Below are 24,434 nucleotides of genomic sequence, written 5' to 3'. Positions count from 1 at the left end.
TTTTGCGCAGCCGGTCAGCTAAAGCGAACTGCGCGCCGTCTCAGTCCCGCATCGCGCGGCGCGCGCTGTCCGTCCGCTGGGCGTGGTTGGCCAACCGCAGGTCCGCGCTGAGCACCGTCAGACCCTGCGGCGACACCAGCACGGGGTTGAATTCGAGCAGGGCGATTTCTGGATGGTCGTCCTTCATCAGGGCCACGCGGTTGATCAGGTCTTCGAGCGAGGCGACGTCCACCGCCGGCAGGCCCTGATATCCGAACAGCTTTGTTGCCGCCCGTGGACCGCGTACCAGGTCGGCCACGTCCACCGAGGTCAGAGGCGGGATCCGGTGGGACCAGTCCCCCAGCAGGTTCACTGCGTCGCCTGCCAGCCCGAAGGACACCACCGGCCCCAGCAGCGGATCTTCGATCGCCCGCACCGTGCAGGACTGGCCGGACGGCGCCATGGCCTGGATCTCCAGGCCGATGTCGCCAAAGGGCTTCAGGGTCTGGCGCATGTGCTCGATGTTGTGCCGGAGTGATTCGGCATTCACGATATTGAGCCGCACGCCACCCAGATCCAGCCGCTGGCGCAGCCGCTCATCAGTGGCTTTCAGCGCCACCGGCCAGCCCAAAGAGTTGGCAGCAGCTACCGCTTCGTCCGCCGTGGTGAACCCCGCCGACGGCAACACCGAGATCCCGTAGCACGCGAGCAACTCGCCGGCTTGCTGCGCCGTCATGGTGACAAGCCGCGCCCCGGAGACGCCTTCGATGAGGCTGTCAATCAGCCCGGCAGCCTCGTCACGGCGAAGCCCAGTCGGCTCGACAACTTCGCCTTGGTCCCTGGCCAGCCACTCGGTGTAGCGGACGACCGCCGACAGCGCAGCGATTGCGGCACCGGGACTTGAGTAGCTGGGGACGGCAGGCTGACGCGCCCCGGCTTGCCCCGCGGTATCGGCAGCAAGCAGGCCTTCAACCCTCACCGCCGGATCAAGAATCCCGGTAAAGGCCGCGACCACCGGCTTGCCTGCTTCCGCCGAGCATTCCTGCAGAACCCTTGCTACATCATCGGTACCCAGTCCAACGGCAGGCAGGAGAGTAACGACGGCGGAATGCACGTCGGGTGAGCGCAGTGCCTCCATCAGCTTCGTGCGCAGCAGATCCAGGGCAACGGACTGGCCGGTATTGAGGTCCAGGCCCGTTTCCAGGCGGGAGACCTTCATTTCGTGGGTAGCGGCCGCGTCCGCCACTACCTTGCCCAGTGCCAGCGAGTTGCTGAAAACCGCCAGCCCGGGCCCCTGCGGCAGCGCTTGACTCACGAGGATCTGGGCAATGTCCATCAGTTCTTCATTGGTGCCGACCCGGATGACTCCGGACTGGCGCAGCATCGCGTCCAAAGCGCCCTGTGGAGCCTGCGTGGTCCGCACATGGTGTCCGGGCGGCAGCTGAAGGCCCATGAGGTCCGATTTCGCCACGATGACCGGCTTGCTCCGGGAGAGCCTCCGGGCGATGCGCGAGAACTTTCTGGGGTTGCCAAAGGACTCCAGATACAGGCCGACGGCGCTGGTAGCCGGATCATCTTCCCAGTACTGCATGACGTCGTTCCCGGAAACGTCTGCACGGTTTCCGGCCGAAAGCGTGGAAGACAGTCCCAGCCCGCGCCGTGCTGCGGCGGCATAAAGCATCACGCCGATTGCGGCTGACTGGCTGAACAGTCCCAACGGCCCGAGCTTCGGCAGTTTCGGCGCCATCGACGCGTTGAGCGACACCTTGGGATCGGTGTTGATGATGCCCAACGATGCCGGTCCGATCACCCGCATGCCGTTGGCGCGGGCGTTGCGGACCAGCTCCCGCTGGCGGGACAGTCCTTCAACCCGGTCATCTGCGAATCCGCCGGTGGCGACGATGAGACCCTTCACACCGGCGTCAGCGCATTCCTGCACTACTTTGAGAACCTGCTCATAAGGCACGGCGATGATGGCCAACTGCACCTCGTGGGGTACCTCGGCGATTGTGGCGTAGGAAACCATGCCACCGAGCTCGAAGGCCTGGGGGTTGATGGCATAAACGGTCCCATGGAAACCGCCCTCCACGATGTGTTCCAGCAGTGAATAACCCACACTGCCCCACTCGCGGCTGGCCCCGATGACGGCAATTGACGACGGCGCCAGCAGCGCGGCGACGCTGCGCGCCTCTGCACGGTGTTCGCGCGATTCCATCACAGCTCTGGATCGTTCCGTGGGGTCGATGTCGAACTCAAGCATCACCACCCCGTCGTCAAAACGACGCCGGACCTCGTATCCGGCGTCGTTGAAAACGGTGATCATCTTGCGATTCTCGGGCAGCACTTCAGCCGAGAACTTGCGGATTCCGTTTTCCCGGGCGGCGGCGGCCAAATGCTCCAGCAGGATAGATCCGAGACCACGACCCTGATGGGTATCAGCTATGTTGAACGCAACCTCGGCTTCCGCCGGATCATCCAGCCGGTCGTAGCGGCCGATTCCGATGATTTCGCTCGCAATAGTGATGACAAAGGCGACGCGGTTGCTATAGTCCACGTTGGTGAAACGCGCCAGCTCACGTGAACTGAGCTTGGACTTGTAAGTGAAGAAACGCAGGTAGATCGAGCTCTCCGACTGACCCACGTGGAAGGCCTGAAGAGCCTCTGCATCTTCCGGGACGATGGGGCGTAAATGCGCTGTACCGCCGTCTCGAAGGACGACATCAGCTTCCCAGTATTCTGGATAGTCCGGGGTTTGCGCCTCTTCCACCATAGACTCACTGTAACCGTTAATAAGCAGTAAGGACCCGAGCTTTTCACATGGCCCGTCGACAGAAGACCGTCCAGGACGAACCGGACTACACCGAGAACATCGTTGATATAGATGTCACGGCCGAGATGGAAGGCTCGTTCCTGGAGTACGCCTATTCGGTGATTTATTCGCGTGCGTTGCCCGACGCCCGTGACGGCCTGAAACCCGTGCAGCGGCGAATTCTGTACATGATGAGCGAGATGGGCCTTCGCCCGGACCGCGGGCACGTTAAGTCGGCACGTGTTGTCGGTGAAGTCATGGGTAAGCTGCACCCGCACGGCGACACCGCCATCTACGACGCCATGGTGCGCATGGCCCAGGCGTTTGCACTGCGTATGCCGCTGATCGACGGACACGGCAACTTCGGTTCGCTCGATGACGGACCTGCGGCACCCCGGTATACCGAGGCCAGGCTCGCCGCCTCGGCGCTGTCACTGACAGACCATCTTGACGAAGACGTCGTCGACTTCGTGCCCAACTACGACAACCAGATCATGCAGCCGGAAGTCCTCCCGGCGGCATTTCCCAATCTGTTGGTCAACGGCTCCTCCGGCATCGCTGTCGGTATGGCTACCAACATGGCCCCGCACAACCTCGGCGAGGTTATTGGCGCAGCCCAGCACTTGATCCAGAATCCGGACGCGCAGCTGGATGACATCATGCGCTTCGTGCCGGGACCCGATCTCCCCACGGGCGGCAAGATTGTCGGCCTTGATGGTATCCGGGACGCCTACGCCACCGGCCGGGGCTCCTTCAAGACCCGGGCCACTGTCCAGGTCGAACAACTCACCGCCCGACGCACCGGGCTCGTCGTGACCGAACTGCCCTACATGGTTGGTCCAGAGAAGGTCATTGAAAAGATCAAAGACGCGGTGACGTCGAAGAAACTTCAAGGCATCAGCGACATTGTTGACCTCACCGACCGCAACCATGGCCTGCGCTTGGTCATTGAACTCAAGAACGGCTTCAACCCGAACGCCGTCCTGCAGCAGCTGTATCGCTATTCGCCGATGGAAGATTCCTTCGGCATCAACAACGTCACGCTGGTAGAGGGCCAGCCACGGACACTGGGGCTCCTGGAGTTGCTGCAGGTGTACGTGGACCACCGCATCGACGTGGTCCGCAGGCGCACTGCCTTCCGGTTAGGCAAGAAGAAGGACCGCCTGCATCTGGTTGAGGGCCTCCTCATCGCAATCGTCGATATCGACGAAGTCATCCAGATCATCCGCGCCTCGGAAGAAACTGCCGAAGCCAGGCAGCGCCTGATCGCGGTCTTCGACCTGACGGAAATCCAGGCCAACCACATCCTGGAGTTGAGGCTGCGGCAGCTGACCAAGTTCTCCCGGATTGAGCTGGAGAAGGAGCAGGAGCAGCTGCGCCAGGAGATTGAGGCGCTGGAAGAAATCCTGAACTCCGAGTCCAAACTGCGCCAGCTGGTTTCGGATGAACTTGGCGAAGTCGCGGCGAAATACGCCACTCCCCGCCGAACAATCCTGCTCGAATCGGAAGCCACAGGCGCTCTTACCGGTGCAACCGCGGCACCTGCAGGCAAAAAAGGAACCAAAGTACCCGTCCAGCTGGAAATCGCCGACGATCCCTGCTGGGTGATCCTCTCGGCCTCGGGACAATTAGCCCGAACTGCCAATCAGGATGAATTGCTGGACGGTGGCCAACGTGTCAAGCACGATGTGTTCACGTCAGTGGTCAAAACCTCAGCGCGCGCCGAGATTGCCGCTGTCACATCCTTGGGACGTATGCTCCGGCTGCAGGTAGTGGATATGCCGGCCCTCGCTCCAGCCGCGGGAGTTCCGAATTTGACCGGTGGTGTCCCTGCTCGCGAATTCATCACCCTTGCCAAGGGTGAAACCTTGGTGGCCTTAGCGCCGCTGAATGCTGTTCTCGCCATTGGTACGGCCCGGGGCATCGTCAAGCGGGTCAGCCCGGACTATCCGCTCAACCGTGAGGACTGGGAAGTCATTTCGCTCAAGCCCAAGGACTATATCGTGGGCGTTACAGCAGCTGCCGAGGGCGATGATCTGGTCTTCATGACCAGGCAGGCACGGTTCTTGCGCTTCCCGGCAGCCACAGTCCGACCTCAGGGCCGCACGGCTGGCGGCATGGCTGGCATCAAGCTGACTGAAGACGACGAGGTAGTGTTCTTCGGTGCCGTGGATCCTAACGATGACGCCGCCGTCGTCGTCACTATTGCTACGACGGCGCAAGCCTTGCCTGGCACGTCTCCGGGATCCGTGAAGGTCACCGCCCTCGAGGAATTCCCGGCCAAGGGCAGGGCCACTGCCGGAGTGAGGGCGCACCGCTTCCTCAAGGGCGAAGACCAGCTCAGCTTGGGCTGGGCAGGCCATGGTCCGGCCAAGGCCTCCGCGGCCAGCGGTGTGACTCGTTCCCTCCCCACCGAGCATGGGCGCCGGGACGGCTCCGGCATTCCGTTGTCGCAGACGGTGGAAGCTGTCGGTCCGAGCTTGTCCTGACGGGATACGCGAGCCTTTGTCGGTCACGCCGCCCGGTAGTAGATGAAGTCAACGCGTCCGGTAATAGCGCGATGTACCGGGGATGGGAGCCGCTCCTCTGCGGCCAACTTTTCCGCCGACTCGAGGGGCGGCGCTCCCTGTGGCACAGGCACTGATTCTTCTTCGGGCGACAGCGCCCTCAAGTGCGTGTTGAGCGCCGGCTCTAGGGTCTCGTCAGGTTGCTCGGTTGCCGGTGGTGTGCCGGGCAGTGCTGGTGCGGTGGATAGGTAGGTGTGTCCGGTCGGGGTGGTGGTTTCCACGGTGTGCCGCGGTCCGGGGACGGTTTGGGCGTGCCAGCCGTCGGATTCCTTCGCCAGGTTACACGCTTCACACAAACCTTGCCCGTTGATCTCTGTGGTCTCCCCGTTGTTGCGCCAGGGCACGACGTGGTCGTGGTGGCGGATCGGCGCGTCGCACCAGGGTGTGCGGCAGAGCTGGTCCCTGGCCTGGATCACCCGCTGCATCCCTGCCGGCATCAACCTTGCCCGCGAATCCATCCCGAGCAGCTGCCCGGTGCCCGGCGCCGTGTAAAGCCGGCGGACCCACACTTCCACCTCCGTCGCATCACCTGCATCGCCGGGGGCTCTTCGCTTCGAACCGGGAGGCCCGGTCGCCGTGCCGGCTTCTCCTGTAATGCCGGCGTCGCTGTCGCCGGTATCTCCGTTACCGGCAGCAGTATCGATGACCGGTTCCGGTTCGCCAGTTCCTGGCGGGCCGGATGCCGTAGCGCCGTCCCCGGTGCCGGGATCGGCTGTGCCAGCACCGCCTTCGTCCTTGGCAGCACCATTTACCGGGTTCCCGGCGTCGGTGGTGTCCGTGCCGGCGCTGCCGTTCGTGTCGTCGGTGTCGGTGTCTGCGGTGCGGAGCAGGTCCCGGGCCCATTGCGCGGGGACGATGCCGTACCCGGCCAGATGCGCCGGCTCGGAATCGCCCTGGAACAGGGTGCGGTCGGTCATGACCAGCTGCACCTCGATCTTTGCCGGGTTCTCCGCCGGTTGGCCGGTAACGCGTTCGACGAAGATGTCGGCCATCAGCTGTCCCCGGGAGCGTTCGTCGCCCTGCGCCTTCAGCCGGTCGGCTTCCTTGGTCAGGGCCGCGAGGACGGCCACGCCCTGTGTCACCGGCACCAGGCAGCTCACCTGCGCCATGGTGTCCGGCGCCGGACGGCAGGAGACATGGCGCTCGTTTTCGGCTTTCGCGGCCCGCCGGACCACCGACAACGGGTCCAGCCGCAGCGCGGCCTGCTTCGCCATCGCCCCGATCTGTTTATCCCCGCACCCTTGCAGCGTCTTCGGATCAGCACACAACTCCCGGTCGATGCGGGCGCGGTCTTCCACGCTCAGGCACGCGGTTTCGCGGACCAGGATGGTCGCCCGCCACTCGTTCAGCCGGCCCTCCGCCAACGCCCTATAGCTGTGAGGCATCTCCCGGATCAGCGTGGTCGCCATCCCCAGGTGCTTACCGCCCCGGTTCGGCGAATCCTTGCGTGCCAGGCCGATCTCCTTCGCCAGGCCGCGGCCCCGCCGCTCCGCCGGAACCCCGGCCGCGGCCCGGGCCTCCCGCCGGGAGGCCGCGAACGCCTCGGTCTCGCGGGCCTGCCCCGCAGCCGAGGCGGCCTTGAGTTCTTCCAGGGCGGCGATCCGGTCGATCCGTACGCCTTCGGAGACGTCGGGGTCCATGTTAGCCAGTTCCAGGATCATTGAGCGGACCAGGGCGGCACCCGGGTCGCCGGGGACCGGCTTCACCGGATCCATCTCTGCTGGAACGATTGACTCGAACATACATTCGATTCTATCGCGGAGTGATGAAGGGCACAAGCGTTCAATCCGGCGGTGGATAACAGAAAGGTGGTGCTGGATAGACTGGCCGCATGGCGATCATTCCTGACACAAAAGACTGGACCTGGGTTACCGAGCGGCCATGCACGGACTGTGGTTTTGACCCCACGGGCGTTACGCCGGGCCAGGTAGGTTCTGCTGTCAGGGAAACCATCCCGCGTTGGCAATCCGTCCTCGGCCGTCCGCAAGTCGCTGAGCGCAGCAACGAGTCGATCTGGTCCGGCTTGGAGTACGCGGCCCATGTCCGCGATGTCTGCAAGGTCTTCGAAGATCGCTTGGCCTTGATGTTGTCCCGCAACAATCCAAACTTCGCTGACTGGAACCAGGATGCCGCGGCCATTGAGAACGACTACGGCCGGCAGGATCCGCGTGAGGTCTCGCAAGAGCTTGAACACGCCGCGCTGTCCGTTTCGGCTGCCTTCGACGCCGTCGTAGTCGATCAATGGGAACGCCAGGGCGTGCGCAGTAACGGCTCGATCTTCACCGTAACCAGTCTGGGCGCATATTTTCTGCACGACGTGCTCCATCACCTGCACGACGTTAACGGCTGACTCCGGGCCGGCTCTTCCATCAGGCAATTCATAACAGGGCAACTCACGCCTGGCCAACCCACACGTAGCCAGCCCATACCGGGTCAGTCCACATCGGGTCAGGTGAGCTGCTTGTCGTAGGCCAGATCCCTCTTGGTCGGCACGTAACCCATCCGGCTGTAAAGGCCCAGGGCCCCGCTCGGATTTTCGGTATCTACGCCCAGCCCCGCGTTCGCCATGCCGCCGGCTTTGAAACGGCGCATGGCCTCAGCCAGCAGGGCCGGAGCGAATTTCCGGCCGCGCCAGGCCCGGCGGACGCCGAGCAGGTCCGTGAATCCTTCGTCATGCCCGGCTTGCAGGCGGTAGTCCGGATCGAAACTCGCCAACTGGTACGCAACAGTTTCCCCGGTAGCAGGCTCGATGATGGACATGCTCCATTCAGGCTTGAGCTGCGGGTGGCTCACCAGAAACTTCCATTTCTGCTCGTCCTTTGGCTCGCTGCCCCAGTGGTCGGCAAAGGCCTCATTGTGGGCAGATCGTATCGCTTCGCTCTGGTCCGGATTGAGAGTGGCGAAGACATAGCCATCCGGCAGCGGCAGATCCGGTATCGGATCAGCAAGCGAGCGGGTCATCTCCGTGAAATAGCGGACAATCTTCGCGCCAGCGGCCCCCATCAGTGCGTTGTGCGCATGGTCCCGCTCCTCCGTATACGTGCGCAGGACACCGCCGCTTATGCCGGCGTCCAGGAACCGACGGCGCTGGCATTCTTCCTGCCAGCGGTAGACCGCACGCCCGATCCCGCGCCGGCGCCACTGCGGATCTACCCCGCCCCAGGTATGCGCCGTAGCCGAACCGGCGTTGGCCCTGACCTTGCCGACCGCGCGGGCAGTCCCGTCGGCGTCGGTCCCCATCAGGGTGGTCACCGAAGGGTCGTTCGCGGCGGATTCAAAGGCCTCTTCAAGGTCCGCGCGCGTTTCGACCCACACCGGTTTATCCACTTCGGCCATACGCCGGATCAAGGCATGCCAGTTGTCGATGTCGGCGGGTGTCATAGGCCGCCAGTCCAAGCGTGCGTCAAGGTAGTCAGGAAGCGCCGGGCTGCTCATGCCTTTAGGCTAAGGCAGGCAGCTGCGCCGGGGAACCCAGTTCCAGCCGCAGCTCGCATGATTCCGCCTCGGAGGGCCGGTGCGTGACCATGACTACCGCCTTGCCCGCAAGCGCACGGCGGAGGTCGGCCAGCAGCGCCTGGGCAGATTCGCGGTCCAGATGCGCCGTCGGCTCGTCCAGCAGCAGCACCTCCGCGTGGGTCAGCAGCGCACGGGCCACCGCAACACGCTGGCGCTGGCCACCGGAAAGGAAATGTCCGTTCGGCCCAATACGGGTGTCCAGTCCCTCCGGCAGGCCTGCCACGAAACTACCAAGGCCGACGTCGTCAATCGCCTTGAGCATCTCGGCCTCCGACGGAGGATCGGCTTTACTGCGCGCCAGCATCAGATTGGCGCGCAAAGTCGAGTTGAACAAGTGCGACTCCTGCGGCGTCCAGGCAATGCCTCGCTCAGCGCCGGAGGTGGCGGACTCCACCGGCTTGCCGTTCACCAGATACCGGCCCTGCTTCGGCTCAAGGAACCCGAGCAGCACGCCCAGCAGGGTGGACTTCCCGCTGCCGGATGGTCCCGTCACTGCCAGCCACTGCCCCGGCCGCAGCTCCAGGTCCAGCCCGCTGAACACGGGACGGGACTGCCCGGGGTAGGCGTAAGCGACCTGCTCAAGGCGCAGCGAGGCGAACTTCCCCCGCGTCCGGGACGCCTCGGTGCTGCTGGAGGGCATGTCCTCGGTACCCAGTTCCGGCAGTACGCGCTCCCCCAGCCCACGCCAGGCGCCCCATTGCTGGACGGCGGTATTGACTGCCGCGTAGGGCTCGACCAGCGCCAACTGCATCAAAATAACGACGGCGGCAACTCCCGGCACCGTTCCAGCAGACTGGCTGATCATCACCACGGCGCTGACCGAACAGGCCAGGACGGTCACGCACTGGCCGAGTCCCTGAGCCCAGGCACTGCGCTGCAGCGCCGCCGTCGTGCTGGAATCCAGGTCCCGGGTCCGTTTCAACAGCGGGGCATCCGCGGCATTGGCCCGCAGATCCGCCGCGGCGCCCAGCAGCCGTGCAAAAGCGTTCAGCGACTGCCCTTTCAATCCGATCGTCGCGGCCTGCGCCGAACGGTCGGCCAGGCGGGTCAGGGTGGGCGCCACCAGAATCCCGACGACGGCGAGCAGAATCTGCCACACCAGGCCTGACGGCATCAGCAGTGCGGTGGCCACGCACGAGGCCAGGGCGGTCAAGACTCCCACCAACGGCGCGAACACCGCACGCGGGGCTATGTCGCGCAGTTCATCGACGTCGCCGACCAGCCGCTCCAGGGCTCCCCCGCCCCGGGCAAGTTTCCGCCAGCCCGCCGGGCGCTGCAGCAGCCCGTTCCACAAGCGCGTGCGCAGCCGGTCCGTACTTTCGAAGACGGCATCATGCAGGCGCAGCCGCTCGTGATAGCGGAGCACGGAACGGCCCAGGCCGAAGAAACGCACCCCGACAATGGATGTCATCAGGTACAGGATCGGCGGCTGCTCACTGGCGTAGACAATCAGCCAGCCGGAGAGGCCGCTGAGCGAGACCGCGAACAGCGTGGCGCCCAGCCCGAAGAACAGCGCGGCCACAAACTGCCTGCTCCAGGGACGGAGCATGACGAGGTTCCGCCACAGGGACGGTCGCTGGGCACGGTGGCTCTCGTTGACGGTGCCATGGTCAGCGAGAGCCGCTTCGGCTTCCGGTCCGGTTGCCGGGGCCAGGACCGGATGCATTACTCCGCCCGCCGGGCTTGTGCCGGCGCCGATCTCGATCAATTGATCCGCAAGTCTTGCGGTCGCAGGATCGTGAGCCACCAGGACTATGGTGACGCTTCCGCGCAGCCGCTTCAGGGCGTCTTCGATGGCACGGGCACTGGCTGCGTCGACGTGGGCGGTCGGCTCGTCTGCCAGCAGCAACCGCACTCCGGGCACGTTTTCTATCCGGGCCAGGGCGCGGGCCACGGCGACTCGCCGCAGTTCGCCCGGGCTCAGGTCACCGGTGGCAGCGTCGATCAAACCGGCCCCGTTGACCTGTGCCAGCGCACGCTCGGCAGCCCGTCGCCCCGCCGGAGAAGCCGGCAGGCCGGCATACAGGGCGATCTCGTCCGCCACCATCAGCTCCGCCGGCACCGGATGCTGCGGAATCCATGCAATCTGGTCCCTGCCGACTCCCGCCACGGAGCCGTCAACCGCGGCGCCCGCCCCGTCCCGCCGCACGCCGGCGAGCACTTCCAGGACAGAGGTTTTACCGCAGCCACTGGGGCCGGCCAGGGCCGCGATTCCGCCGGCAGCCACGGTGAAGTCCAGCCCATCAACCACCGCCTCCGCACGCCCCGGGTACCGGATATTCAAGTTCGACACGGCAATGTTCCCCGAGCCCGTTTGCGCATTGGCGGACACCAGCGGCCGGCCTGCGGGCGAGTCGAGCACCGCGTTGCTGCGTTTGAGTGCTTCAAGTCCGTCCTCGCTGGAATGGTGCGCGCTGCCCAGATCGCGCAGCGGCTGGTAGCACTCGGGAGCCAGAATCAGGGCGAGCAAACCGGCTTCAAGCGGCATCTCGCCGTGCACCAACCGCACGCCGATGAACACGGCGACCACGGCCACCGAAATAGTGGCAATCAGTTCCAGCGCCAGCGAAGACAGGAACGCGACGCGCAGGGTGGCCAGGGTGCGGCTGCGGTACTCGGTGGCAACGTCGCTCAGCGCGCGCGTCTGCGCAGCGGCACGGCCGAGCCCCACGAGCACCGGCAGCCCGCGGGCCAGTTCCAGCAGGTGGTCCGAGAGCCGGTCCAGCGCCGCGGCGGCTTCCTGGGCCTTGTCCTCGGTGTGCTGGCCGATCAGAATCATGAAGACCGGCACCAGCGGGATGGTCAGCACCACAACCAGCGCACTGACCCAGTCCGCACCAAGAATGCGCAGACCAACCAGCAAAGGCACGACGGCGCAGGTCACCAAGGCGGGAAGGTACTTGCTGTAGTAGTTATCCAGCGAATCCAGGCCGCGCGTCACCAGGACGGTCAGGGCGCCGCTCCCGGCAATGGCGCTGGCCCCGCCGTCGTCGATGATCCGCCGGGTCAGGTCCGCGCGCAACTCCTGCTTGACGCCGGCAGCGGCGCGTTGGGCCACTGTTTCCTGAGCCCAGACGGCCAGCGAACGCAGCACGGCGCCGGCCGCTCCCAGCACCATAACGTGCTGCCAGTCGAGGTCGCCGGCCGCCAGCCCGGCAATTCCGCTGGCAACGGCCTCGGCCAGCAAAATGAGACCGAGCGCCTTGCATGCGGCCAGCAGGCCCAGCAGATAGAGCGCCCGCCTGCTCGTGGCACTGACTGGAAGCAGCGGCTTCACTGCGGGACGACGGCGTGGGCCGCCGGGATCGAGGAAGCACTGACACGTTTGCGGAAGACCCAGTAGGTGTAGCCCTGATACACGAGTACCGCGGGAATCCCGAAGGCGGCAATAACGCTCATTACGCCCAACGTGTAATCCGACGACGACGCAGAGGTGACTGTCAGGTTGTAGGCGGAGTCGATGGTGGACGGCAGCACATTCGGGAACACCGCAGTGAAAATGGTCGCGGTACCCGCCAGCAGGAAGACACCCAGGCCCCCGAAACTCCACCCGTCCCGTTCCCGCCGAGCCATCATCCACGCGAACACGGCACCGAGGACTGCCACCAGCAAGGTCACATAGGTGACGGATTTGCCGCCGGCCACAACTACCGCAATGGCCCACAACGCCAGCGGCAGCAGGGCGACAGGCAGCCAGCGAAGCAATAGCTTGCGTGCGCGCACCCTGATGTCGCCGTCGGTCTTGAGCGCCAGGAACGCAGCCGCGTGCACAAGGCAGAAGAAGACGACGGCCAGACCGCCGAGGACCGCATAGCCGTTAAACCAGGCAAAGGGGCCACCCACCCGGTCCCCGTTTTCGTTCAGCGGCAAACCTGTGGTGGTCAGCGCCAGCATGGCTCCGACACCGAAGGCGGCCACGAAGGAGCCAAGGACTATAGCCCAGTCCCATACGCTGCGCCAGCGGTCGGAGTCCATCTTGCCCCGGTACTCGAACGCAACCGCGCGGAAGATCAAGGCGAGCAGCACAATTACCAGCGGCAGGTACAGGGCCGAGAACAGTGAAGCGTACCAGTCCGGGAAGGCGGCGAAGGTAGCGGCACCGGCAGTAACCAGCCAGACCTCGTTCCCGTCCCAGACCGGTCCCACGGTGTTCAGCAGCACCCGGCGCTCGGTGTTGTTGCGGGCGAAACCGCGCATAAGCATGCCGACGCCCAGATCGAAGCCCTCGAGAAACAGGTAGCCGGTCCAGAAGAAGGCGATGATGATGAACCAAAGAGTGGGCAGGGTTTCCATTCAGATCTCCAGACTGTCCGGATCGAATACGGCCGGGCGGTTGTCCTCAGTAAGCAAAGGCGAGCACATCGTCGTCGTCCTTCCGCTTGCCGCGGCCCTCGTCGCCGTCGTCATCTTTGTCCTCGTGCAGCAGCTCGGGCATGGCGGACGGCACCCCGCCGCGGCAGTAGGCGAAAAGCAGCTTCACTTCCACCACCAGCAGCACGCCGTACACCAGGGCGAAGGCCGAGAGCGAGAAGACGAGCTCGGCCAGTGACACGCCCGGCGAGACCGCCGCGGCCGTGAACATGAAGACGTTGTCGATGCCGTCGGGATCAGGGTTCGGCGCGACGACGAAAGGCTGGCGGCCCATTTCCGTGAAGATCCAGCCGGCCGAGTTGGCACCGAACGGGGCCAGGATCCCGAACACGGCCAGACGCATCAGCCACTTGGATTCCGGCACGGTGCCTCGGCGGACAATCCACAGCGCAACCATCGCAGCGCCAGCGGCCAGCATGCCGAAGGTAATCATCATCCGGAAACCCCAGTAGGTAACCTCCATGACCGGGACATAGTCGATTTCGGCTCCGGCACGCTCGCCGTAGATCGGGTTGTCCGGCAAATGCGTCCCGAATTTCTCCTTGTACTCGGGCAGCAGCGAATTGATCCCGCGGATTTCGGTAGTGAAATCACCGTTGGCCAGGAAGGACAGCAGCCCGGGCAGCTCAACGACGGCAACCAGGTCATCACAACTGTTGGAGCCCAGGTCACCCACGGACAAAATCGAAAAGCCTGTCCCGTCGTGGCACGCCGCCTCGGCCGCAGCCATCTTCATCGGCTGCTGCTCGAACATGAGCTTGGACTGCAGGTCGCCGGTCAGGGCAACCCCGCCGAACGAAACCATGGCGACGACGGCGCCGATCCGGAGGGAGCGCAGCCAGACTTTGTGGTCCGCGGCGTCGCGGCCGATAGCAGGCCTGGAGCCCACGATGACCTTGCCATCGGCGCCCACGGTATCGATCCCGTCGCGGCGACGCTTCCATAGGTGGTACCAGCTGATGCCGAGCAGAAAGCCGCCGGCCACGGAGAACGCTCCGAAAAGGGTGTGCGGGTAGGCAACCAGCAGCGTGTTGTTGGTGAGGACGGCCCAGATGTCGACCATGACCGGGCGGCCATCGATCATTTCGACGCCGACTGGGTGCTGCATCCAGGAGTTGGCCGCGAGGATGAAGTAGGCCGAGCCCATGGTGGCAAGCGATGCAGCCCAGATGCTCAGCAGGTGGATGGACTTGGGCAGCCGGCCCCAGCCGAAGATCCACAGGCCGAGGAAGATGGACTCGACGAAGAAGGCCAGCAGCGATTCCAGCGCCAGCGGCGCGCCGAAAACATCTCCGACGAAGCGGCTGTACTCACTCCACGCCATGCCGAACTGGAATTCCTGCACCAGGCCGGTGGCCACACCCATAATGAAGTTGATCAGGAAAAGTTTGCCCCAGAACTTGGTCATCCGCAGGTACTGGTCCTTGCCGGTCCGGTACCAGGCCGTCTGCATGACGGCGACCACCAGGCCGAGACCGATAGTCAACGGCACCATCAGGAAGTGGTAGACGGTGGTGATGCCGAATTGCCAGCGGGCGATTTCCAGGGCTTCCACGATAAATACCCCTTCGGGACGAGCCGGCACAGGCTATGGCGTCGGCGGGAAACATTTCTACAGGCCGTAGAAGTAGATCTTTCTACGTAGTGTAGAACAATTTCTCTAAACGCGGTAAATTAGAGAGTGAGACCACATCCCGGCAGCCTGAGCCGCCGGGGCGAGCAGCTAGTTTGGCAGGACGAAGGAAATACATGGCAACTCTTGGGGAGCTGGAACGCGCGGTTATGGACCTGCTGTGGCAGGCCGACTCGGAAGATCCAGCGGAGATCGCTTTTACCGCAAACGCCCTGCGTGACCGTCTGGCACGGAAAACGGATTCAAGCCCGGATGGCAAGGAACTGGCAGTAACGACTGTGCTCACGGTGTTGTCCCGCCTGGAGAAGAAGGGCCTGGTGCAACGCGAACGGGACATCCGTCCGCACCGCTACCGGGCAGTGACCAGCCGTGAGGAACACACGGTGGAGTTAATGAACGAAGTGCTTGGATCGGCGCCGGACCGCGAGGCCGTGCTCGCCAAATTCATCGGCAGCGTTTCCGAACAGGAAGCCGAAACCCTCCGTAAGCTGCTGACTGCGTAGCCCTTAGTGTTTTGGGCCTCGTACCTCTTGGCCGCCATGGCGGTCATTTTGGCGTGGCCGGTGCCGGTTTTGCTCGCGCGGGCAAAGTGGACAGCACGGGCACCGGTTACGGCCTTGGTACTGTGGCAAGCCATCGCGTTGGCTGGCGGGCTATCCATGATCGGCGCCATGCTGACCTGGGGTCTGGAACCCCTGGGCGAGAACCTCCTCGCGGGGCTCCAAGGTCTGGCAGATTTGCTAGTCAGTTACACGCCGGCACCAGGCCTGGACCTGATTCATGTGTTCGCGCTCAGTGCCGCCCTGCTGCTGGGCGTACATCTGGTCTTTACCCTGCTGCTGACGTACTACCGGATCCGCAAGCAACGCAACAAGCACCGTGACCTGCTGAACCTGCTCAGTTCTCCGGTCAAAAACTCTCCCAAGACCCTGGTGATCAGCCATCCCGCACCCGTGGCGTATTGCCTCCCCGGCGGAGGTGGCTCCGTAACAGTGCTCTCGGAAGGCCTGCTGGAGCTGCTCCGGCCCGAAGAGCTCGAGGCGGTTCTGAACCATGAGCGCGCCCATCTGAATCAGCGCCACGACCTGCTGCTGTGGGCCTTTGCTGCCTGGCGCTCCGCGCTTCCCTGGCTGCCGACATCGCAGCTCGCGCAGCGTGCCGTGAACGAACTGATCGAGATGCTCGCGGATGACGGGGCACTCAGAACCGCGAACAGGGAAACCTTGATCCGTGCCGTTGCCGTGGTGGCTAGCGGCGAACGGCCATCCGGCGTCGGCGCGCCCGCCAAAGAGTTGCTGACCCCGGAAGAGTCTGAGGCCCTGAGCACTGCCCACCGGCTGCACCGGCTACTGTCGCCGTCGCCGCCTCTGGGCAAGCCAGCGCAGGCACTGGTGCTGGCCTGCTCGGCCTTGCTTCTGGCTGTGCCGACCGTCCTGCTCCTGGCCCCCGGGCTGGCCGGGTAGTAACAGAACGGCGGCTCCGCTCCCCGTTGCCTGCAAGTGGCTTCCCTGCACTGCAGGCATGGCCTTCGCTAGGCGTCGATCCGCTCGCGGTCCAGCATGGCTGCACCGGCAACGATGAACTCCTTGCGCGGCGCCACGTCCGAACCCATCAGCAGGTCAAAAGCCCGCTCGGCAGCTTCGGCATGCTCGATGCCGACACGCCGCAGCGTCCGGTGCCGCGGGTCCATGGTCGTCTCGGCCAGCTGGTCGGCGTCCATTTCGCCCAGGCCCTTGTACCGCTGGATCGGCTCCTTGTAGTTCCGGCCGCTCTTTTCCAGTTCCGCCAGCAGCCGCAGCAGTTCATTCTCCGAGTAGGTATAGATGAGCTCGTTAGCTTTTGACCCGTGATTGATCACTTCCACCCGGTGCAACGGTGGTACCGCGGCGTACACCCGGCCGGCTTCCACCAACGGGCGCATGTAGCGGAAGAAAAGCGTGAGCAACAGCGTACGGATATGCGCACCGTCGACGTCGGCGTCGGTCATTAGAATGACCTTGCCGTAACGGGCGGCGTCGAGCTGGAAACTCCGGCCCGAACCGGCGCCCACCACCTGAATCAACGCGGCGCACTCGGCGTTGGCTAGCATATCTCCGACCGAGGCCTTCTGGACGTTAAGGATCTTGCCGCGGATCGGCAGCAGCGCCTGATGGTCCGAGGAACGGGCCAGCCGCGCCGTCCCCAGTGCGCTGTCACCTTCGACAATGAACAGCTCGGAACGCGCCACGTCATCCGTACGGCAATCCAGCAGCTTCGCCGGCATCGAAGACGTTTCCAAGGCGTTCTTGCGCCGCTGCGTTTCCTTGTGCACGCGCGCGGAGATCCGCGACTTCATCTCGCTGACAACCTTTTCCAGCAGCAGCGCAGACTGGGCCTTGTCTCCCCTGGCCGTGGAGGTGAGCTTCGCCTGGATTTCCTTTTCCACCACGCGCGAGACGATATTGCGGACGGCGGAGGTACCCAGGATTTCCTTGGTCTGCCCCTCAAACTGCGGTTCGGCCAGCCGCACGGTCAGCACGGCAGTCAGGCCTGCGAAGACGTCATCCTTTTCGATCTTGTCGTTGCCGGCCTTGAGTTTGCGCGAATTGGCTTCAATGACCTTACGGAAGGTTTTCAGCAGGGCCTGTTCGAAACCGGCCTGGTGTGTGCCGCCCTTCGGTGTGGCGATGATGTTGACGAAGCTGCGGACGCTTGTGTCATAGCCAATCCCCCAACGAAGAGCGATGTCTACCTCGCAGTCGCGTTCAACTTCCGCCATCCGGCTGTGGCCCTTTTCGTCCAGCACCGGCACGTTTTCCTTGAATTTGCCGGAGCCGTGGACACGCCAGATATCGGTGACCGGGCTGTCGTTGGAGAGATACTCGACGAACTCGGCGATCCCGCCGTCATGTTGGAAGACCTCTTCAATCGGCCCGTTTTCTCCGGGCGTACCGGGCAGCTGGCGTTCGTCGCGCAGAGTGACCCGGAGCCCGGGCACTAAGAAGGACGTCTGCCGCACGCGGGCCTGTAGTTCCTCATAGGAGAATTTGGCATCGGCGGTAAATATCTGGCGGTCGGCCCAGTAGCGGATCCGTGTACCGGTGACGCCCCGCTTAGCTTTGCCCACCACTTCGAGCGTGGAGCTCTGCAGGAAAGGCTCGAACTTCGAATCGGGGCTGGGGTGCTTGCCCGTGTCCGCGAAATGTCCGGGCTCGCCCCGGCGGAAGGACATCTGGTACGTCTTGCCGCCGCGGTCCACCTGGACATCCAAACGGGACGAGAGGGCGTTGACCACGCTGGCGCCGACGCCATGCAGACCGCCGGATGCGGTGTAAGAACCTCCGCCGAATTTTCCGCCGGCGTGCAATTTGGTGAAAACGACTTCGACGCCGGTCAAGCCGGTCCGCGGTTCAACGTCAACGGGAACGCCGCGGCCGTCATCGTGGATTTCCACCGACCCGTCCGGATGCAGGATGACAGTGATGCTCTGGCCGAATCCGGCCAAGGCCTCATCCACTGAGTTGTCGATAATTTCCCAGAGGCAGTGCATGAGTCCACGCGAATCAGTGGACCCGATGTACATGCCTGGGCGCTTGCGGACCGCTTCCAGTCCCTCGAGGACGGAAAGATGGCGGGCTGTGTAATCGGAACTCGGTGGCGCCACTGAACTAGGAACTCCTTGGCCATACGAAAAGTGAACTCAAACATCCCGGGGCTCCCCGGGCGGCCGCTTGCAAAATACAGGACCGATACTAGGCTAGTCCCCTTTGGCAGCACGGATGTGCACCTCTTCGGCAAGCGCGTCGGGGATCACAGCAGATCCTCCCCGTTACGTACATGTGATACGCGGTCAGCGAAAGTGATCCAAAGGTGCGAAGAAAACACCCGAAGCAGTGGTTGTATGGACATACACATTTGTAAGGAGGTCGTCATGACAACAGCAGTAGCTACCCGAGAACTGACCGCAATGGACCGTTGTGATCGCTGCGGGGCCCAGGCCTACGTCCGAGTTGTGTTGGAGTCCTCCGGGGGAGAATTGCTTTTCTGCGGACACCACGCCCGCCAGCACGAACCGCAGTTGCGTTCGAAGGCTGCCGAATGGCAGGACGAAACCGGCCGGCTCCGCGAGACGCCTGCCATGGCTGCGGAATAGACTTCAGGATTTCCTCTGTCGCACAGCCGATAACTGCATAAATAACAATGGCGCCGTCCCTTTCGGGGGACGGCGCCATTGTTATTGGCCGTGGAGATTAGTCCAGGTAGTCGCGCAGCACCTGGGAACGCGACGGGTGGCGCAGCTTGGACATCGTCTTGGATTCGATTTGGCGGATGCGTTCCCGCGTCACGCCATAGACCTTCCCGATTTCGTCTAAAGTCTTAGGCTGGCCATCGGTCAGGCCGAAGCGCATGGCAACGACGCCGGCCTCCCGCTCGGACAAGGTGTCCAGGACGGAGTGCAACTGCTCCTGCAGCAGGGTGAAGCTGACTGCGTCCGCCGGGACAACCGCCTCGGAGTCCTCAATCAGGTCACCGAACTCGGAGTCGCCATCCTCGCCCAGCGGGGTGTGAAGGGAAATCGGCTCGCGGCCGTACTTCTGGACCTCGACAACCTTTTCGGGCGTCATGTCCAGCTCAAGTGCCAGTTCCTCCGGCGTAGGTTCGCGGCCCAAGTCCTGCAACATCTGCCGCTGCACACGGGCAAGCTTGTTGATGACCTCGACCATGTGCACGGGAATACGGATGGTACGGGCCTGGTCGGCCATGGCACGGGTAATGGCCTGGCGGATCCACCAAGTGGCGTAGGTCGAGAACTTGAAGCCCTTGGTGTAGTCGAACTTCTCCACAGCACGGATCAGGCCCAGGTTGCCTTCCTGGATCAGGTCCAGGAAAAGCATGCCGCGGCCGGTATAACGCTTGGCCAACGAAACGACCAGACGAAGGTTTGCCTCGAGCAGGTGGTTCTTCGCACGCTTGCCGTCGTGGACAATCTGCTCCAGATCACGGCGAAGGCGCGTTTCCATGCTGCCGTCGTCCTTGGCCAGCTTCTCTTCGGCGAAAAGCCCGGCCTCGATGCGCAGCGCGAGATCGACTTCCTGCTCTGCGTTCAGCAGGGCAACCTTACCGATCTGCTTCAGATAATCCTTGACCGGATCCGCAGTGGCTCCGGCCGAAACTACCTGCTGGGCGGGAGCATCATCATCGTCGGCGTCGGAGTAGACGAAGCCGCCTTCTTTGCCGGCAGGCTTTGCGGTTTCGTCAGCTTCGTCCGCTTCGTCGATAACGTCCGGCTCGGCGTCCTCATCCTCGACGTCAACGTCAGTCTGGTCCTCAGCGGCTTTTGTGGTCTTCTTGGCTGCGGGGCCCTTCTTGGCTGCGGCTGCACCTGGCTTGCGACCGCGGCGCTTGGGCGCGGCGGGAGAGGCAGAAGTCGTCGTGGCGGTAGCAGTCTCCTCCACGGGAACTGCAGCAGTCTTCTTCTCAGGTGACACAGAGAACCTTTCATACGGGCGGTCTGTGATGATACCTGTGGGTAACACCACTATGACCCTGTCAAGTCCGTGTTTGATTTCAAGCAAAAGCCACAGATGCAGGGTCTGCGATACATAACCTGCTCTGCGCCGCGGGTATTCCCATACTGGTCATACCCACTTGCAACACGAACCCGACCGGGTCTCGGTTCCCATTGTCTCACGTTTTCACCCCGCTGGTGAACGGACAAATGCCTTCCTCGCCTGTGTTGCCGCGACTGTATGGAGAGGGCGGGCGGCAAGGCTCAGCTGGCTTTCCCTGAGGTCAGCGATGCCGGTCAGGCAGCTCGTTCCGCTGACCGGACCACGATGAGTCGCGGTCCGTAGCCCAAACAGGCAGGGTGCCAGTCGCGACGAAGTCATTGAGCAGCCGGGCAAGGCCGTAGTCCGGAAACTCCTGCAGAACCATTTCCAGCGCTTCGTGCGCCATGGATCCGCGGCCGCGGGCCCATTCAATCCACGCCAGCAGAGTTCCGGCTGCTGCCTTGGACGGACCCTCCGACCCGCCATAAAGGGCGACGAGAAGATCCGCTGCCCTGTCCACCCTGGCCCAGTGCGGGGCCTGCGGGGAGTCCCCGAGCAGCACGGCATCGAAGATGCGCCGGTACGCATCCAAAGTCATACCCGGTTTCCACGTCGCGCAGGGAAACGGGCCCGCCGGAGGGACATCGATGCCGGTCGGCTCGGTACCGGTCAACACTCCGCTGCTCACTGCGCCTCCGTAGGCAGCGTCCAGTCCACGGCAGATCAGCACGATCACGGCGTCGCGGACATGAAACGAAGTCAGGCTCGCGAGCAGAAAAGGGATCCGCTCCGGTCCGGGCGCAGAGCGGATGGCTGTGTCCCAGCAGAGCAAGGTCCGCCGGAACACCTCAGGTGCATGCCACCGCCCCTCAAACATCCGGAGGATCTCGCTGCTCTCACTGAACATTGAAGCTGCAGACTTCGCGACAGCGGTTTCCGAGCGGCGGAGCGCGACGGCCTGGCTCACGGACGGGGCGACGCTGCTCCCCCGGAAAATCATCTCAGAGTTGATGGTGCTTTCGGCGATACGCTCCACCGGATGCCCACCGGCCGGGCAGTAACCCGGCCCCTTGCAGTGGAGGCAGCGGAAATATTCCGGACCCACAACCCACCCGTCCCGGACGGGCATGCCGGCACCATCGAGTGAAGTCAGGAGCAAGTCCAAAAGGGTCTCATACGGGGGAAACTGCACGCACCTTTCCAAGGCATCGGTGTACAACACCAGCAGCGAGCTGTCCGCCCGGCTGTCCTTGCGGAGGTAAGCGGTGGCAGCATCGGCGAAACGCGCCAGTTCTTCCTCGCCGCCGTCCTTCGGCAGGTCCACGCGAAGGGTAGCCCCTAGCCGTTTACCGTTTAGGGACAGCAGCACCAGGCTTTGCCGGGGCTGGAACTCCAGAGCGTGGGGTACGTAGCCAAGGATGTCTTCTGGCCGGGACACATGGATTGTTTGTTTGTTCATTCCCCCAATCTGGCCGAGCCTGATGCCGTCGGACAGAGACCCACGGCGCGATGTGGAGCAACTGGCACCGAGCCCCGTTTGTGGAGGAAGGGCCGTGCGGTTCGGATGCGTCGCCCAGGAGCCGTTGGACCACCTCCGGCGGCGTGTGTCCGTGCTTTAGTGCCGGCCGGCGCTGGCATCGCGGCGGCGGTCCCTGCGTTGTTTGCGCAACCGGCGCTGCCGGGCCAATGCCACCCTTAGCGGCGGCACATTCTGGCCCTGCGCAGCCATATTGGCCCTGACCCTCCTGCGGATGAACAGGATGGCAGCCGTGCCGCCGCCCAGGAACAGGAACTGGACGCTCAAGGCGATACGGAACGAGTCCAGGGAGTAGAGCTCCCCCTGTGAGTATCCGCTGGCATAAAGAGCATCCAGCGCCACTCCGACGCAGAACATCACGAGCAGCGCGGAGACAAAACCACCGACGTTAACGATTCCGGTTGCTGTGCCGGCCCGGCTGACCGGGTTGAACGTCCGGGCGAAGTCGAACGCAATCATTGAACCCGGGCCGCCGACCGCCAGGACGAGAACCAGCACCACCAGCAGCCAGAAAGGTGCCCTCCCGGGATACAGCAACACGGCTAGCCAGACGGCTGCCGTCGCGGCAATGATCAGCAATACGAGCGAGGAACGGCGGAGCGGATGGCGGGCAACCCACCGTCCGAAAAACGGCCCGCTGCACAGTGCCACCGCCACGAAAACAGTCATCAGTGCCGAAGCCGCAGCCGGTTCCAGTCCTTGACCGGATACCAGGAAGGGAAATCCCCAAGTCAGAATAAAGACGTTTCCGGCGAACTGCACTGTGAAATGCGACCAAAGCCCCAGCTGAGTTCCCGGTTGTTTCCACGCCTGCGCCAGAGAGACACCGGTCTGCCGAAGCGTGGGCGGCAGGTCCTGCTCCACCCCGGAGGGGAAATTGCGGATGACACTCGCCGCGAGGATGACGGACAGAACCGAGAGAGCGGCCACAGAGAGGAAGGCTGTCTGCCAGCCCTGCAGATTCAGCAAGGCTACGAACGGAATAACGCTGAGCAGCTGCCCCAACTGCCCGAACTGCCCGGTGAGCTGGGTCAGCAAAGGGATACGTTTTCCGCTGAACCAGATCGGCAGCAGCCGCAGCACCGAGACAAAGGTCATCGCGTCGCCTGCGCCCACGAGCAGACGGCCAGCCAGCCCTTCCGGAATGGAGGAGGCAAATGCGAGCTGGACCTGGCCGGCACACATCAGAACTGCACCTCCGGTAATCATGAACCGGGGTCCAAACCTGTCCACCATGAGACCCACGGGAATCTGCAGGCCCGCGTAGACCAGGAGCTGGACCACGGTAAAGGTGGACAGCGCCGCGGCGGTGGCATCAAAGCGTTCGGTGGCGTGCAAGCCGGCGACACCGAAGGAGGTGCGCTGGGTGATGGCGACGAGGTAGGCGAAGACGCCTGTTCCCCATATCCACCAGGCGCGCCGCGTATCCATGCCTCTTATTATTGGCGTCTCCCGGGCAGAAGACTAATTACCGGACGTGCCTCAGTCGGTGGAGTCGGCGCCCGGTTCAGGGCCGCGGTGGGTATCCGGAAGGCCGGCGAGGAAGGCTTCCACTTCGGCACCGAGCTCTTCCGCGTCCGGAAGCTCGTCATTATCCTTGGTCAGCAGAGAGCGACGCGTCTCGTTTTCGGCGTACTTGTCGTAGCGCTTTTCAAGTTTGCTAACCACATGCTGGACTTCGACAGATTCATCAACCTGCCGCGCTATTTGGGCCTCCACATCACGGCCCGTCTCGCGCAACCGGTCGGTGGGCAGGACCAGGGAAGCAGCTGCGCCCAGATACTCCATCGCCGTCACGGCAGCCTGCGGGTACTCCGCCTCGGCCAGGTAGTGCGGGACGTGGACGGAGTAACCCGTGACATCATGTCCGGCTTCGATCAACCGCACCTCCAGCAGGGGGCCGATGGCTGCCTGCAACTGGGCGGTTGGTTTCCAGGCCGTAATACCGTCAATGAGCTCCGGCCGGTTTCCATGGACCGTCACGCCGAGCGGACGGGTGTGGGGCACCGGCATCGGAAGCGCCTGCACCCACGTCACCAGCCGCACCTCAAGCCTTTCCACCAGGGAAATCACTGCCCGGGTAAAGCGTTCCCACTGCAAATCCGGCTCAGCGCCAGTCAGGAGAAGGAACGGCTGGCCCATCCCGTCGTGCAACCGGTATAGCTCAATCTTCGGGCGCTCGTAGTCCGTGAAGTGGTCGCCTACAAAAGAAATCTGCGGCCGCTGGCTGCGGTAGTCGATGAGCTGGTCCGCATCGAAGGATGCAATGAGTTCGGAATCCAACTGCTCCAGCAGTTCTTCCGCGAGTTGGGAAACGACATGGCCGGCTTCGGCAATTCCGGTAAACCCCATGACTAGGTTGAGACCACGCAATTCCGGCGAACCAATCAGTTCGGCATTTGTGCTGAACAGTGAATTAGCATCGAGCATCCTGTCCTCCGTTCTGATGGTCGGCTTGGGCGCACACTGGCGCAACTATCTTTTGTATCAG

General features: G+C 63.7%; 16 protein-coding genes. 5 read left to right on the top strand and 11 right to left on the bottom strand.

Annotation, left to right across the window (positions count from 1 at the left end; genetic code table 11):
* Window positions 1-40 precede the first annotated feature (40 nt).
* The gene (locus tag AC20117_RS17500; RefSeq protein ID WP_074702563.1) at window positions 41-2,749 is read right to left on the bottom strand and encodes a bifunctional acetate--CoA ligase family protein/GNAT family N-acetyltransferase; all 2,709 of its coding nucleotides are present in this window, start codon (window positions 2,747-2,749) and stop codon (window positions 41-43) included.
* A 47-nt stretch (window positions 2,750-2,796) separates the two neighbouring features.
* Between AC20117_RS17500 and AC20117_RS17495 the strand changes: the two genes are divergently transcribed.
* The gene (locus AC20117_RS17495) at window positions 2,797-5,277 is read left to right on the top strand and encodes a DNA gyrase/topoisomerase IV subunit A (protein WP_074702564.1); all 2,481 of its coding nucleotides are present in this window, start codon (window positions 2,797-2,799) and stop codon (window positions 5,275-5,277) included.
* 23 nt (window positions 5,278-5,300) lie between these two features.
* Here the strand turns inward: AC20117_RS17495 and AC20117_RS23960 are convergent, their stop codons facing one another.
* Window positions 5,301-7,097, bottom strand: a complete 1,797-nt coding sequence (locus tag AC20117_RS23960; protein WP_074702565.1) for an HNH endonuclease — start codon at window positions 7,095-7,097, stop codon at window positions 5,301-5,303.
* Between the two features lie 89 nt (window positions 7,098-7,186).
* On the opposite strand from AC20117_RS23960, the gene AC20117_RS17485 reads away from it, so the two are divergent.
* Window positions 7,187-7,705, top strand: a complete 519-nt coding sequence (locus AC20117_RS17485) for a methyltransferase type 12 (RefSeq protein ID WP_074702566.1) — start codon at window positions 7,187-7,189, stop codon at window positions 7,703-7,705.
* A gap of 98 nt (window positions 7,706-7,803) precedes the next feature.
* On the opposite strand, the gene AC20117_RS17480 is transcribed toward AC20117_RS17485, so the two are convergent.
* From AC20117_RS17480 to AC20117_RS17465, 4 genes are read right to left on the bottom strand one after another with little or no spacing between them, the layout of a single operon-like run.
* On the bottom strand, window positions 7,804-8,790 hold the full coding sequence (locus tag AC20117_RS17480; protein WP_074702567.1) for a GNAT family N-acetyltransferase: 987 nt from the start codon (window positions 8,788-8,790) through the stop codon (window positions 7,804-7,806).
* 4 nt (window positions 8,791-8,794) lie between these two features.
* Complete coding sequence (cydD, locus tag AC20117_RS17475) at window positions 8,795-12,148, bottom strand: thiol reductant ABC exporter subunit CydD (protein WP_074702568.1); 3,354 nt, start codon at window positions 12,146-12,148, stop codon at window positions 8,795-8,797.
* Window positions 12,145-13,164: a cytochrome d ubiquinol oxidase subunit II gene (gene cydB, locus AC20117_RS17470; protein ID WP_074702569.1), complete on the bottom strand. Its 1,020-nt coding sequence runs from the start codon at window positions 13,162-13,164 to the stop codon at window positions 12,145-12,147. The genes cydD and cydB overlap by 4 nt, the downstream gene beginning before the upstream one ends.
* A gap of 46 nt (window positions 13,165-13,210) precedes the next feature.
* Window positions 13,211-14,797 (bottom strand): cytochrome ubiquinol oxidase subunit I, encoded by a 1,587-nt coding sequence (locus AC20117_RS17465; RefSeq protein ID WP_074702570.1) that lies wholly within the window; start codon window positions 14,795-14,797, stop codon window positions 13,211-13,213.
* Window positions 14,798-14,991: 194 nt separating this feature from the next.
* Here AC20117_RS17465 and AC20117_RS17460 point away from each other — a divergent pair, with 194 nt between their 5' ends.
* Window positions 14,992-15,378 (top strand): BlaI/MecI/CopY family transcriptional regulator, encoded by a 387-nt coding sequence (locus AC20117_RS17460; protein WP_074702571.1) that lies wholly within the window; start codon window positions 14,992-14,994, stop codon window positions 15,376-15,378.
* Between the two features lie 6 nt (window positions 15,379-15,384).
* Window positions 15,385-16,338: a M56 family metallopeptidase gene (locus AC20117_RS17455; protein ID WP_074702572.1), complete on the top strand. Its 954-nt coding sequence runs from the start codon at window positions 15,385-15,387 to the stop codon at window positions 16,336-16,338.
* 68 nt (window positions 16,339-16,406) lie between these two features.
* Here AC20117_RS17455 and AC20117_RS17450 read toward each other — a convergent pair whose 3' ends face one another.
* Window positions 16,407-18,518, bottom strand: coding sequence for a DNA gyrase/topoisomerase IV subunit B (locus tag AC20117_RS17450; protein WP_074702573.1), 2,112 nt, complete (start codon window positions 18,516-18,518; stop codon window positions 16,407-16,409).
* A gap of 267 nt (window positions 18,519-18,785) precedes the next feature.
* Here AC20117_RS17450 and AC20117_RS17445 point away from each other — a divergent pair, with 267 nt between their 5' ends.
* Complete coding sequence (locus AC20117_RS17445) at window positions 18,786-19,007, top strand: DUF7455 domain-containing protein (RefSeq protein WP_074702574.1); 222 nt, start codon at window positions 18,786-18,788, stop codon at window positions 19,005-19,007.
* 97 nt (window positions 19,008-19,104) lie between these two features.
* On the opposite strand, the gene AC20117_RS17440 is transcribed toward AC20117_RS17445, so the two are convergent.
* The 4 genes from AC20117_RS17440 to AC20117_RS17425 all read right to left on the bottom strand — a co-directional run bounded on the left by AC20117_RS17440 (window position 19,105) and on the right by AC20117_RS17425 (window position 24,373).
* Entirely contained in the window at window positions 19,105-20,343 is a 1,239-nt protein-coding gene (locus AC20117_RS17440) for an RNA polymerase sigma factor (protein WP_101632632.1), read from the bottom strand.
* Between the two features lie 304 nt (window positions 20,344-20,647).
* The gene (locus AC20117_RS17435; protein ID WP_083339871.1) at window positions 20,648-21,865 is read right to left on the bottom strand and encodes a DUF4192 domain-containing protein; all 1,218 of its coding nucleotides are present in this window, start codon (window positions 21,863-21,865) and stop codon (window positions 20,648-20,650) included.
* 156 nt (window positions 21,866-22,021) lie between these two features.
* Window positions 22,022-23,374, bottom strand: a complete 1,353-nt coding sequence (locus AC20117_RS17430) for an MFS transporter (protein ID WP_074702576.1) — start codon at window positions 23,372-23,374, stop codon at window positions 22,022-22,024.
* Window positions 23,375-23,425: 51 nt separating this feature from the next.
* Window positions 23,426-24,373, bottom strand: coding sequence for a proteasome assembly chaperone family protein (locus AC20117_RS17425; protein ID WP_074702577.1), 948 nt, complete (start codon window positions 24,371-24,373; stop codon window positions 23,426-23,428).
* Between the last annotated feature and the right edge of the window lie 61 nt (window positions 24,374-24,434).

It is taken from the genome of Arthrobacter crystallopoietes, from assembly GCF_002849715.1.
GTDB classification, from domain to species: Bacteria; Actinomycetota; Actinomycetes; order Actinomycetales; family Micrococcaceae; genus Crystallibacter; species Crystallibacter crystallopoietes.
Note: the sequence above shows the minus strand (reverse complement) of the source record. Positions and strands in the feature narration are given on the sequence as shown.